We start from the raw sequence: 12,832 nt of genomic DNA on the forward strand, positions 1-12,832 counted from the left end.
TTCGCTGTCATTAACAAACCCGGCTTAGTACCATCTCGACGATCATGGTTTCTGCTTCTGTAAAATCATTTTCATCCAGAGGGCTATGCCCCAATACCAGACTCATCTGAGAGGCAAAGTCAGCATAGGATTGCGTCATGGCCCAGATGGCAAATAATAAATGAGTGGTATTGACGGCGGCAATTTTCCCTGCCGCCATCCAGGCTTCAAAAACGGCTATATCCTTTTGCAATAAGGGTAGTATCTTATTGCGCATGGTCTCGGCATAAACAGGCGCACCGCTGATGACTTCCATCGCATACACGCGTGAGGCTTGTGGCTGCTCACGTGAAAAACGAAGTTTGGCACGTATGTAATTGCGTAACAGTGTCGCCGGATCTTGCTCGGGGTCTGCCAGTATATTCATGCGGTCCAGCCACTGATCGAGCACCTGGTCCAGCACCTTTTCATACAGGATTTGCTTGGTCGGGAAGTAATACAGTAAATTCTGCTTCGACAAGCCAGCCCGTTCGGCTATAGATGCCAGCGCCGTGCCTGCATAACCGGACTCGGCAAATACCTCGACTGCCGCCTGCATGATGCGTGCTTGCAGCGCATCGCGTGAACGCGTGAGTTTGTCTGGCGCTCTATCCATGACGCTGCTTCATCAAAAAGTTTTTCAATGCTTCATCGCCGCTATAAGCGATATTGAAACGGAACCAGGGGTGGTCGCTGGCGCGCAGGCTAAAGAATTCGTCCGGTGCCAGCAAAATACCTTCCTGCAAAGCCTGGCGTGAAATCTCACTGGCACTGGCCTTGCTGTCTTTCCAGCCCGCACTGATGAACATGCCGCCGCGTGGTTCTGCCAGTGGTGTGAGACCTGCTGCCAATAATAAATCCATGCTGGCATTGCGCGAGGTTTCCAACTGCCGTTTAAGCTTTTCCAGCATGCGCCGGTACAGGCGCGAACTGATCGCATGCAGCACGGCGCGTTCATTGATTTCTGATGTCGTCAAACCTGCCAGCATCTTCACCCTCAGCAATTCACCGATCAGCGAATGTGATGCGCAGACCGAGCCTACACGCAGGGTAGGGGACAGCGTCTTGGAAAAACTGCCCACCCGTATCACGCGGCGCAAACCATCCATTGCCGCCAGTGAAGGTTCGGGGCGCGGGCATAGTTCGCGGTAGATATCATCTTCCACCAGCCAGAAATCAAATTGTTCTGCCAGAGCCAGCAGGCGGTGCGCCTGTGCCTGGCTCAGGCTGGTGCCCAGCGGGTTTTGCAAGACCGTATTCACAAACATCAGCTTGGGCTGATGCAGCAGTGCCTTTTCCATCAGGCTGTCGAGGTTCAGGCCTTTTTCATCGCGGGCTATGCCTATAGGTATGCAGCCGTGATGACGTATCAGGGATAGCAGATTGCTATAACCCGGGTCTTCAACCAGTACAGTATCGCCAGGCTTGCACAGCGTGCGCAGGATGAGGTCAAAGCCATGGGTAGCGCCATGGGTCAGCAATATCTGTTCAGAATCAACGCTGAACAGTTCCTGCGAAAGGCTGCTGGCCAGGTGCTGGCGCAAGCTGGGGAAACCCAGAGGGTTGCCATAGCCACGCAGGCGCTGGGTAGGGATGCGCATCGATTGCTTCAAGGCATCCAGCAAAATATCATCGCCATACCATTCTGGCGGTAGCCAGCCAGAACCTACCGGCAGGGCACTGGACACGCCAGAATACAGATCGGGGCTAAGCGCATCCAGCGCGCTGGGTATGACGGCTTGCGCCATGGGCTGCGGTGTACAGGCCGGTTTGGTGACAAAATAACCAGAGCCACGGCGTGAACTCAGCAAGCCCAGGGTGATCAGCCGCTCGTAAGATTCCACAACTGTAAAGGTACTGACCGCATTGCATTTGGCAAACTGTCGCACAGACGGCATCTTGCTGCCCTGCGCCAGGTCGTTCTGACGCACCAGCCTTGTTACCTCCTGCACGATCTGGTCGACCAGGCTGGCCTGGCGGCTGCGCTCCAGTGACAGTTGCGGCCAGATGGGACTTTGCTCTACTACCTGCTGTTCTTTTACGGCGTCCATGCTTGCTCCTCGCTGAACATGCCCAAGTCTAGTTGGACTGTCACAAAATTGTCCCAGCAAGGCACAGCGACGAAGACAGTACTTTAGTACGGCTAGGAGCTGTAACGCCGCTGGGGCGGTTTTGTGACAGTCCAACACAACTGTGTTGTTCTGGCTACCAATACGGTTGGATGAAATTAAACTGGCTGTATATGTCATTACTGCATATGCTTATTTAGCATTTCAGCATATTTTTACCACTTGGTAAATTGTTTTCAGTGTCAAGGAGAAGCCCATGCTCAGCAAACAACAACTCAATTCCTACTGGATGCCTTTCACGGCCAACCGTGACTATAAAGAGGCCCCGCGTCTGGTGGCTTCTGCCTCTGGCATGTACTACCGCGACCAGAATGGCCGCGAGATACTCGACGGTACGGCAGGCCTGTGGTGCGTGCCGCTGGGCCATTCCCACCCAACTGTGGTGAAAGCGGTACAAGATGCCGTGGCGACCCTAGATTACGCACCCGCCTTCCAGATCGGTCATCCGCAAGCCTTTGAGCTGGCAGAGCAGTTGATAGACTATAGCGGCCACAAATTTGGCCAGGTGTTTTATACCAATTCCGGCTCGGAAGCAGTCGATACCGCCATGAAAATGGTACTGGCCTACCACCGCAGCCGTGGCGAAGCCCAGCGCACCCGCTTCATCAGCCGCGAACGCGCATATCACGGCGTAGGCTTTGGCGGCATGTCACTCGGCGGCCTGCCAGCCAACCGCAAACAGTTTGGCACCTTGCTGGCCGGTGTTGATTACCTGCCACATACGCACAACCTCGAAAAAAATGCCTTCACCCGTGGCTTGCCAGAATACGGCACACATCTGGCAGATGAACTAGAACGCCTGATTGCCCTGCACGACATTTCCACCATCGCTGCCGTCATCGTCGAACCGCTGGCTGGTTCTGCCGGCGTCATCCTGCCGTCAAAAGGTTATCTGAAACGCCTGCGCGAACTGTGCGACAAGCATGGCATCCTGCTGATATTTGATGAAGTCATCACCGGCTTTGGCCGCATGGGTACACCGTTTGCATCTGACTTTTTTGGCGTCACGCCTGATTTCATGACGACGGCCAAGGGTCTGACCAATGGTGTCGTTCCTATGGGCGCAGTGTTCAGCCATCAAAAAATATACGATGCCTTAATGGAAGGCCCTGCAGGCATAGAACTGTTCCACGGTTATACCTATTCCGGTCACCCGCTGGCAGTTGCTGCCAGCCTTGCTTCCCTTAAAGTATTCAAGGAAGAAAAAGTGCTGGAACATGCACAAAGCATGACAGCCTATTGGGAAGACGGCCTGCATTCACTGAAAGGCTTGCCACACGTCATCGACTTGCGCAATGTCGGCCTCATCGGTGCGATAGAACTGGAATCCATGCCAGGCAAGGTTGGCGCACGCGCCATGGCAGCCTACAAGAAAGCCTTTGCCGAAGGTGTACTGGTACGCACGACAGGCGACATCATCGCCATGTCACCTCCATTGATTTTGGAGAAAAAACACGTAGACCAGTTGTTCGGCAAACTGCACGATATTTTGAAACACCTCGATTAATCCGGCGAACATCATGACCACATATCAAGTCAATCATTACATCAACGGCGAACTGCAGCAAAGCATGCAGCCACGCTTTGCCGATATCTATAATCCTGCACTCGGTTCCGTGCAAGGCCAGGTAGCACTGGGCAGCGAGCAGGACGTTAACCTGGCAGTTGCCGCCGCTGCAAAAGCTTTTCCTGCCTGGTCAAACACGCCAGCCCTGTCACGTGCCCGCGTGCTCATGGCTTACCTGAACCTGCTGCAACAGCACACCGATGAATTCGCCAATCTGCTGACCAAGGAACATGGCAAGACCCTGGCCGATGCCAAGGGCGAAGTCGCACGCGGCATAGAAGTGGTGGAGTTTGCGATAGGCATACCACAGTTGTTGAAGGGTGAATATTCCGAACAGATCGCCCGTGGCATAGACGCTTGCAGCATGCGCCAGCCGCTGGGTGTCGTGGCTGGTATCACGCCTTTCAACTTCCCCGTCATGGTGCCGATGTGGATGTTCCCTATCGCTATTGCTTGCGGCAATACCTTTATCTTGAAACCGTCCGAGCGTGATCCATCTGCATCCTTGTTGCATGCAAAACTGCTCAAGCAGGCGGGTTTGCCGGATGGTGTTTTCAACGTCGTACAGGGTGATAAAACTGTCGTTGATGCCTTGCTTGATCATCCTGAAATCCAGGCCATCAGCTTCGTTGGCTCCACCCCGATTGCGCAGGCAATCTATGCGCGTGGTTGCGCGAATGGAAAACGCGTGCAGGCATTGGGCGGTGCAAAAAATCATATGGTCGTCATGCCTGATGCTGATCTCGAAATGGCAGTCGATGCACTGATGGGTGCAGCCTATGGTTCTGCCGGTGAACGTTGCATGGCCATCTCGGTGGCCGTCGCCGTTGGTTCTGCTGCCGATGCCCTGGTTGACGCCATGGCAGCACGTGTTAAATCCCTCAAGATCAATAACGGTCTGGTGCCGGATGCAGAAATGGGCCCGGTTATTACCCATGCTGCCAAGGAACGTATAGAAAGCCTGATCGGTGAAGGCGTGTCAGAAGGTGCAAAACTTGTTGTCGATGGCCGCAACTTTAAAGTGCCGGGACATGAACAAGGCTTCTTCTGCGGCGGCAGCCTGTTCGATCATGTGACACCAGAAATGACAGTCTATAAACAAGAAATTTTTGGCCCGGTATTGTGCGTAGTGCGCGTACCAGACATGGAAGCAGCAGCAGACCTCATCAACAAACATGAATACGGCAATGGCGTGGCAGTATTCACACGCGATGGCGGCACAGCACGTGAATTCGTGCGCATGATACAAGTCGGCATGGTCGGCGTGAATGTGCCACTGCCTGTGCCCATGGCCTTCCATAGTTTTGGTGGCTGGAAACGCAGCCTGTTTGGCGACCATCATATCTATGGCCCCGAGGGCGTGCGCTTCTATACCCGTGTGAAAGCAGTCATGCAGCGCTGGCCTGACAGTATTAGTAAGGGGGCAGAATTCTCCTTCCCTCAAAATAAATAAACGCCGGACATACGAGAAAATCGCCCCAGCGGCGTTGCAGCTCCTAGCCGTACTAAAGTACTGTCTTCGTCGTTGCGCCTTGCTGGGACAATTTTTCGTAAGTCCTGAAATAGTAAATTAGCTGTCACGAAAATTGCTTGTAAAAAGAATTCTCAAGATCGATTGGAGCCACCATGTTGGAAGCCCTTAAGCATTTACCCCAGGCAGAAGAAAGTCAGGAAACGCTGCGTTCGCATTTCACTGATTTGAATCCGGCACTGAACAAGCGCCAGGCAGCGATAGAAAGTGATCGTTGCCTCTATTGTTACGACGCTCCCTGCACACGCATCTGCCCGTCAGAAATTGATGTGCCCAGCTTTATCCAGAATATTGCTGTCGGCAATATCAATGGCGCAGCCAAGGTCATTCTCGATCAAAACATACTCGGCGCAAGCTGCTCACGCGTTTGCCCGACCGAGATTTTGTGCGAGCATGCCTGCGTGCGCAATCATGATGCAGAAGGCGCACCAGTCAAGATCGGTCTGCTGCAACGCTTTGCACTCGACAATGCCAAGTTTGAGCAGCATCCTTTCCAGCGCGATGCCAGTACTGGTAAAAAGATCGCCATCGTTGGTGGTGGGCCAGCAGGTTTATCCTGTGCGCACAGGCTCGCTACCTTGGGCCATGATGTAGTGATTTTTGAAGCAAAGAAAAAATCTGGTGGCCTCAATGAATACGGTATCGCAAAATACAAACTGACAGAAGACAGCGCCCAGCGCGAGGTGGAATTCCTGCTGCAAATTGGCGGCATCACCGTCAAGCATGAGCAGGTACTTGGCAAGAACCTGCAACTGGCAGATTTGCGCCGTGATTATGATGCAGTCTTCCTTGGCCTCGGCCTCGGTGCAAGTCGCCAGTTAGGCCTGACAGGTGAAGATGCGCCCGGTCTGATGGCGGCGGTAGATTACATCGCCGAGTTGCGCCAGGCAGAAGACCTGACTAAGTTACCCGTGCCCAAGCAATGCGTGGTTATCGGTGCTGGTAATACCGCCATCGACATGGCAGTGCAAATCGCCCGCCTTGGTGCAGAGCAGGTTACCCTCGTGTACCGCCGTGGTGCAGAGCATATGTCTGCCACCCACCATGAACAAGACATCGCCAAAGCCAATCAGGTGCGTATCGTCACCTGGGCGCAACCGCAAGAAGTCTTGCGTGATGCAGAAGGCAAGGTCAGCGGCATGCGCTTTGCCCGTACCAAAGAAGTGGGCGGCAAATTGCAAACCAGCGGCGCCACTATCGACATCCCCGCACAGGCCGTTTTCAAAGCTATCGGTCAATGCATGGACAACAGCAGCCTTTCAGATGCACTGGCAAAAGACCTGCAAAAGCAGAATGACAAAATCCATGTGGATGCGCAGTACCGCACCAGCGTATCCGGCATTTATGCCGGTGGCGATTGTATCGCCGACGGGCAGGACCTGACCGTACAGGCAGTCCAACATGGCAAGCTGGCAGCGCTGGCGATTGATAATGATTTGAAAGCGAAGGTGTAATATGGCTGACCTCTCGATTAATTTTGCTGGTATCAAGGCACCCAATCCTTTCTGGCTGGCTTCTGCACCACCGACCGACAAGGCCTATAACGTTATCCGCGCTTTTGAAGCAGGCTGGGGCGGCGTGGTCTGGAAAACCCTGGGTGAAGATCCGCCACCGGTCAATGTCTCTTCACGTTATTCCGCCCACTTTGGCAAGAACCGCGAAGTCATCGGCTTCAACAACATAGAACTGATCACCGACCGCAGCCTGGAAATCAACCTGCGCGAAATCACCCAGGTCAAAAAAGACTGGCCAGACCGCGCCATGATCGTGTCGCTGATGTACCCCTGCGAAGAAGAAAGCTGGGCACGCATCCTGCCATTGGTAGAAGCGACGGGCGCAGACGGCATAGAACTCAATTTCGGCTGCCCGCACGGCATGCCAGAACGCGGCATGGGCGCAGCCGTAGGGCAGGTACCAGAATATGTGGAGATGATCACACGCTGGTGCAAAAAATATTGCTCGTTGCCTGTCATCGTCAAGCTCACACCCAACATCACCGATGTGCGCGTACCAGCCCGCGCTGCCTTCAATGGCGGTGCCGATGCAGTATCTCTGATCAATACCATCAACTCCATCACGTCGATAGACCTTGACCAGATGATCGCCCGCCCCATCGTCGGTACGCAAAGCACGCATGGTGGTTATTGCGGCAGCGCAGTCAAGCCTATCGCTTTGAACATGGTGGCAGAGATCGCCCGTGACCCGGCCACCAAGGGCCTGCCCATCTCAGGCATAGGCGGCATCGGCAACTGGCGTGATGCAGCAGAGTTCCTGGCGCTGGGTGCAGGCTCGGTGCAGGTATGTACCGCTGCCATGTTGCACGGTTTCCGCATCGTCAAGGAAATGACAGACGGCCTGTCACGCTGGATGGACGAAAAAGGCTATGAACGCATCAGTGACTTTGCCGGTAAAGCCGTCGCCAATACGACAGACTGGAAATACCTGGACATGAATTATGCCGTCATTGCCGAGATCGACCAGGACAAATGCATACAATGCGGCCGCTGCTACATCGCCTGTGAAGACACTTCGCACCAGTCGATTGCGCAGTTGATTGCAGACAACGGCACCCGCAAATACGAAGTCATCAAGGAAGAATGCGTAGGCTGCAACCTTTGCCAGATCACCTGCCCGGTAGAACAGTGCATCACCATGGTGCCCCAGGCAACTGGCAAGCCATATATGAACTGGACGCAAGACCCACGCAACCCGCGTGCGGTGTTGAAATAGGTTTAAAACCACTCACCACAGAGGCACAGAGACACAGAGAAAGCACTGAGAAATGCAAGAGAATTCAAGACAGCATTGGGCGCTTGGCTCTTATTGAATTTCTAAGTGTTGTTAGATGTTGATGTTGGAACGAAGTTTGCTATAAATCTGCTATAAAGTAGATATATAAAGATCATTCAGTATCTGAGTATTGATACACAGAGAGGTGCAAGAGAATTACATGGTTTTCTTCATGTTCTTCTCTGTGAACCCTCTGTGTCTCTGTGCCTCTGTGTTGAGAGGTCTTGAATGTATCGCTAATTCACTTGCTGACACCTAATGGAGAGTATATGCAGACACAAAGCGGGCAACTTTGGAATGAAGATTTAGCACCTACTTCAGAAGCACAGCGCACTTGGCGCTGGTATCACTTTGCCGCTTTGTGGGTCGGCATGGTCATGTGTATCCCGGCCTATACTCTGGCGGCAAGCCTGATCGAAGGTGGCATGTCGGGTTATCAGGCGGTGGTGACCGTGTTTATTGCCAATGCCATTGTGCTTGTCCCCATGTTGCTGATAGGCCATGCCGGTGCCAAATATGGTATTCCTTATGCGGTGCTGGCACGCACTTCCTTTGGTGTGCGCGGTGCACGTTTGCCTGCCCTCATGCGTGCCATCGTCGCCTGCGGCTGGTATGGCATACAAACTTGGTTTGGTGGGCAAATGATTTATACCCTGGGTGGGGTCATGATCGGCCATCCTCTGGGTGGCGACAATATCGCTGGCCTGGGCATCAATGCCGCGCAGTTGATTTGTTTCCTGATTTTCTGGGCCATACAATTCTGGTATATCTTCCACGGCATGGAATCCATACGCAAGCTGGAAACCTATACCGCTCCTTTGAAGATTGTCATCTGCTTCGTCTTGCTGGGCTGGGTCTATAACAAGGCGGGCGGCTTTGGCCCTTTACTTGATCAACCTTCCCAATTTGTTGAGGGAGGTAAAAAAGCCGGGCAGTTCTGGAGCACCTTCTGGCCTTCACTGACAGCCATGGTCGGCTTCTGGGCTACCCTGGCCTTGAACATCCCTGACTTTACCCGTTTCGCCAAATCACAAAAAGACCAGATACTCGGCCAGACCATAGGCTTGCCTGCACCCATGGGCTTGCTGGCGCTGCTGGCCGTGATCGTCACTTCTGCAACCGTGGTTTTGTACGGCAAAGCCCTGTGGGACCCAGTAGACCTCGCCAGCCGCATGACGGGCATTGCCGTATTGATCGCCTTGCTGATCTTGCTGATAGACACGGTATCCGTCAACCTGGCCGCCAACCTTGTTGGCCCGGCATATGATTTCTCAGCCCTGAACCCCAAGCTGATCTCGTATAAGACCGGTGGCTATATCACCGCATCCATCGCCCTCATCATGATGCCGTGGAAGATTTTGGAATCCACTCAGGGCTATATCTTTACCTGGCTGATCGGCTATTCCGCCTTGCTTGGCCCCATCGCCGGTATTTTGATCATTGATTATTACTTCATCCGCAAGACAGAAATTGATGTCGCAGCCCTGTACCAGGATGAAGGCAAGTACAGCTATAAAAATGGTTGGAACATGGCAGCCGTGATCGCTTTTGTGATCGGCGTCTTGCCGAATATCCCGGGTTTTTTGAATGCGGCTTTCCCTGCCAGTTTCCCGGCTATTCCAGAAGTATTAAAAACCATCTACACCTACGCCTGGTTCGTCGGCCTCGCCTTGTCCGGTGTCGTGTATATGGGTTTGATGAGTGGTAAGAAGGTTTGAATTTTGAATGTGCGAAATCACGGAGTAGGTGTTGACGATGTAGGTTGGGCTACGCTTCACCAGCCCAACACTGGGCCTGAAATAACGTATACGTTTTTGAAAGCCGAGTGTTGGGCAGATAAAGCGATGCCCAACCTGCGAGAAACGACCCCTGTGATTTACACACCCAATGAATTAACGAAGGAACTGCCATGACCATCCTGATACGCGGCGGCACTGTCGTCAACGCAGACCGCGAATTTAAAGCCGATGTCCTTTGCGACAATGGCAAGATCATCGCCGTAGGCGACAACCTCGAAGCACCTGCCGGTGCAGAAATCATAGACGCTGGCGGCCTCTACGTCATGCCCGGCGGCATAGATCCGCACACCCATATGCAATTGCCATTCATGGGCACGGTCACGCAAGATGATTTCTTTACGGGTACAGCCGCTGGCCTGGCGGGCGGCACGACCAGCATCATCGACTTCGTTATCCCCAACCCGCAACAAAGCCTGATGGAAGCTTTCAACATCTGGCGTAGCTGGGCAGAAAAATCTGCTGGCGATTATTCCTTCCACGTCGCCGTTACCTGGTGGGATGACAGCGTTCACGCCGACATGGGCAAGCTCGTCAATGAGCATGGCGTCAACAGCTTCAAGCATTTCATGGCCTACAAGAACGCCATCATGGCCGATGATGAAATCCTCGTAAAAAGCTTTTCCCGCGCGCTGGAACTCGGTGCCATACCCACCGTGCATGCAGAAAATGGTGAACTCGTTTACGTCCTGCAGCAAGAACTCATGAAGAAGGGCATGACAGGCCCACAGTCCCACCCCCTGTCACGCCCACCCATGGTAGAAGGCGAAGCCGCACAGCGCGCCATCGCCATTGCCAATGTGCTTAACACGCCGCTCTACATCGTCCATGTATCCTGCCAGGAATCGCTGGACGCCATCACCCGTGCCCGTGCCCACGGCCAGCGCGTGTTTGGCGAAGTGCTGGCAGGCCACCTCGTAGTCGATGACAGCGTCTACAAGAACCCGGACTTTGCCCAGTCCGCAGGCCACGTCATGAGCCCACCTTTCCGCAGCAGCCATCATCAAGAGGCTTTGTGGCAAGGCCTGCAAGGCGGCAACCTGCATACCACGGCGACTGACCACTGCACCTTCTGTGCCGCCCAAAAAGCCGCAGGCAAGGATGACTTCACCAAAATACCCAATGGCTGCGGCGGCGTAGAAGAGCGCATGATGGTCTTGTGGGATGCGGGCGTCAACACTGGCCGCCTGACACCCTCAGAATTCGTCAAGGTCACTTCCGCCAATTGCGCGCAGATTTTCAATATTTACCCACGCAAAGGCGTTATTACCGAAGGCGCAGATGCCGACATCGTGCTGTGGGATGTCAATGGCACCAAGACACTGTCAGCCAAGACTCAATTCTCCAAAGGCGACTTCAATGTCTTTGAAGGACGCACCGTCAAAGGCATACCAACGCACACCATCAGCGGTGGCAAGCTGGTATTTAAAGAAGGTGATTTAAGGGCCGAGATGGGGGCAGGGCGCTATATCAAACGCCCATCTTTCTCACCCATGTTTCATGCGCTCAACAGAATGCGCGCATAAGAGATTATCAAGAAGGATTTATCATGACTACCGCAAATCTACGCATCAATGGCAATCGCCTCTGGGCCTCATTGATGGAACTCGCACAAATCGGTGCCACCCCCAAAGGCGGAGTCAAACGCCTGGCCCTGACTGATCTTGACAAACAGGGCCGTGACCTCGTGGTCTCCTGGGCCAAACAGGCTGGCCTCACCGTCACCATAGACCAGATAGGCAATGTCTTCATGCGCAGGGCAGGCAAGAACCCGGCACTGCCACCCATCATGTCCGGCAGCCATATCGACACCCAGCCCACAGGCGGCAAGTTCGACGGCAACTACGGCGTGCTGGCCGCACTCGAAGTCGTGCGCACCCTGAATGACCACAACATAGAAACCGAAGCACCAATCGAAGTCGCCTTCTGGACCAATGAAGAAGGCTCACGCTTCGTCCCCGTCATGATGGGTTCAGGCGTATTCTGCGGCGCATTCACACTTGAACACGCCTATGCAGCCAAAGACACCGAAGGCAAAACCGTAGGCGATGAACTGGAACGCATAGGCTACAAAGGTACAGAAGTACCAGGGCAGCACCCCATCGGTGCCTACTTCGAAACCCACATAGAACAAGGCCCGGTGCTGGAAGATGCCGACAAGGTCATCGGCGTCGTCCCCGGTGTGCTTGGCCTCTCATGGTACGACTGCGTCGTCACCGGCATGGAAGCCCACGCCGGCCCCACACCCATGGCCCTGCGCAAAGACGCCCTGCAAATCTCTACCAAAATCATGCAGGAAGTCGTTAACATCGGCAACCGCTACCCACCCTATGGTCGTGGCACGGTAGGCATGGTGCAGGTTTTCCCTAACAGTCGCAACGTCATCCCCGGCGAAGTCAAATTCAGCATAGACCTGCGCAATGTATCGTCCGAATTGCTCGACACCATGCACAATGAAATCCTCGCCTTCGTCGATAAAACCAGCAAGGACAGCGGCCTGAACATCAGCGTAGAACGCGTCTCCTACTACCCCCCATGCCCCTTCCACCCAGACTGCGTCAACGCCGTACGCGAAGCCACCGCCACCCTGGGCTACAGCACCATGGACGTAGTCTCCGGCGCAGGCCACGATGCCATCTACACCGCCAGACTGGCCCCCTCCGGCATGATCTTCGTGCCCTGCAAGGATGGCATCAGCCACAATGAAATTGAAGATGCGAAATCAGAACACCTGGAGGCGGGGTGTAATGTGTTGTTGCATGCGATGCTGGGGAGGGCTGGGGTGGTGGGGTAATTTATTTTACTTAAACAGATTTTGCTAAATTCCTGATTTATCAAAAGTGTCTGCTGCATTTTTTTTGATCGAGGAATTCGTATGAATTTAACATTATTTTTGAATTCCTCTCTTGTGATGATCTTTATTTCACGGTATTAATAAATAAATATTTATTTTTGATACGGCTTGATCTTCAGAATATGAATATATTTTGTGTAGTATGGG

General features: G+C 53.6%; 9 protein-coding genes. 7 read left to right on the forward strand and 2 right to left on the reverse strand.

Annotated elements, in window-relative coordinates; all coding sequences use genetic code 11:
* Positions 1-10: 10 nt before the first annotated feature.
* Both DFR42_RS14685 and DFR42_RS14690 read right to left on the reverse strand, forming a co-directional pair.
* Complete coding sequence (locus tag DFR42_RS14685; RefSeq protein WP_110255745.1) at positions 11-634, reverse strand: TetR/AcrR family transcriptional regulator; 624 nt, start codon at positions 632-634, stop codon at positions 11-13.
* Positions 627-2,069 (reverse strand): aminotransferase-like domain-containing protein, encoded by a 1,443-nt coding sequence (locus DFR42_RS14690; RefSeq protein ID WP_110255746.1) that lies wholly within the window; start codon positions 2,067-2,069, stop codon positions 627-629. The genes DFR42_RS14685 and DFR42_RS14690 overlap by 8 nt, the downstream gene beginning before the upstream one ends.
* 274 nt (positions 2,070-2,343) lie before the next feature.
* Between DFR42_RS14690 and aptA the strand changes: the two genes are divergently transcribed.
* From aptA to DFR42_RS14725, 7 genes are all read left to right on the forward strand, one after another.
* Positions 2,344-3,654: an omega-aminotransferase AptA gene (gene aptA, locus DFR42_RS14695; protein WP_245936982.1), complete on the forward strand. Its 1,311-nt coding sequence runs from the start codon at positions 2,344-2,346 to the stop codon at positions 3,652-3,654.
* Positions 3,655-3,667: 13 nt separating this feature from the next.
* Positions 3,668-5,167, forward strand: a complete 1,500-nt coding sequence (locus DFR42_RS14700) for a CoA-acylating methylmalonate-semialdehyde dehydrogenase (RefSeq protein ID WP_110255747.1) — start codon at positions 3,668-3,670, stop codon at positions 5,165-5,167.
* Positions 5,168-5,340: 173 nt separating this feature from the next.
* Entirely contained in the window at positions 5,341-6,699 is a 1,359-nt protein-coding gene (locus tag DFR42_RS14705) for an NAD(P)-dependent oxidoreductase (protein ID WP_110255748.1), read from the forward strand.
* 1 nt (position 6,700) lies between these two features.
* Positions 6,701-7,975 carry an NAD-dependent dihydropyrimidine dehydrogenase subunit PreA gene (gene preA, locus DFR42_RS14710; RefSeq protein WP_110255749.1) on the forward strand — a complete coding sequence of 425 codons (1,275 nt, stop codon included), beginning with the start codon at positions 6,701-6,703 and terminating at the stop codon, positions 7,973-7,975.
* 329 nt (positions 7,976-8,304) lie between these two features.
* A complete protein-coding gene (locus DFR42_RS14715) occupies positions 8,305-9,753 on the forward strand; it encodes an NCS1 family nucleobase:cation symporter-1 (protein WP_110255750.1) in 1,449 nt (482 codons plus the stop codon).
* Between the two features lie 191 nt (positions 9,754-9,944).
* Entirely contained in the window at positions 9,945-11,357 is a 1,413-nt protein-coding gene (gene hydA, locus DFR42_RS14720; RefSeq protein ID WP_110255751.1) for a dihydropyrimidinase, read from the forward strand.
* Positions 11,358-11,380: 23 nt separating this feature from the next.
* Positions 11,381-12,625, forward strand: coding sequence for a Zn-dependent hydrolase (locus DFR42_RS14725; protein ID WP_110255752.1), 1,245 nt, complete (start codon positions 11,381-11,383; stop codon positions 12,623-12,625).
* Positions 12,626-12,832 lie beyond the last annotated feature (207 nt).

The sequence above is a fragment of the Undibacterium pigrum genome (genome assembly GCF_003201815.1).
Classification (GTDB): Bacteria; Pseudomonadota; Gammaproteobacteria; order Burkholderiales; family Burkholderiaceae_D; genus Undibacterium; species Undibacterium pigrum.

What these genes read in the sequence shown, in the direction of transcription:
- DFR42_RS14685 (WP_110255745.1), bottom strand. Translation starts at nt 634, where the DNA reads ATGGATAGAGCGCCAGACAAACTCACGCGTTCACGCGATGCGCTGCAA.
- DFR42_RS14690 (WP_110255746.1), bottom strand. Translation starts at nt 2,069, where the DNA reads ATGGACGCCGTAAAAGAACAGCAGGTAGTAGAGCAAAGTCCCATCTGG.
- aptA (WP_245936982.1), top strand. Translation starts at nt 2,344, where the DNA reads ATGCTCAGCAAACAACAACTCAATTCCTACTGGATGCCTTTCACGGCC.
- DFR42_RS14700 (WP_110255747.1), top strand. Translation starts at nt 3,668, where the DNA reads ATGACCACATATCAAGTCAATCATTACATCAACGGCGAACTGCAGCAA.
- DFR42_RS14705 (WP_110255748.1), top strand. Translation starts at nt 5,341, where the DNA reads ATGTTGGAAGCCCTTAAGCATTTACCCCAGGCAGAAGAAAGTCAGGAA.
- preA (WP_110255749.1), top strand. Translation starts at nt 6,701, where the DNA reads ATGGCTGACCTCTCGATTAATTTTGCTGGTATCAAGGCACCCAATCCT.
- DFR42_RS14715 (WP_110255750.1), top strand. Translation starts at nt 8,305, where the DNA reads ATGCAGACACAAAGCGGGCAACTTTGGAATGAAGATTTAGCACCTACT.
- hydA (WP_110255751.1), top strand. Translation starts at nt 9,945, where the DNA reads ATGACCATCCTGATACGCGGCGGCACTGTCGTCAACGCAGACCGCGAA.
- DFR42_RS14725 (WP_110255752.1), top strand. Translation starts at nt 11,381, where the DNA reads ATGACTACCGCAAATCTACGCATCAATGGCAATCGCCTCTGGGCCTCA.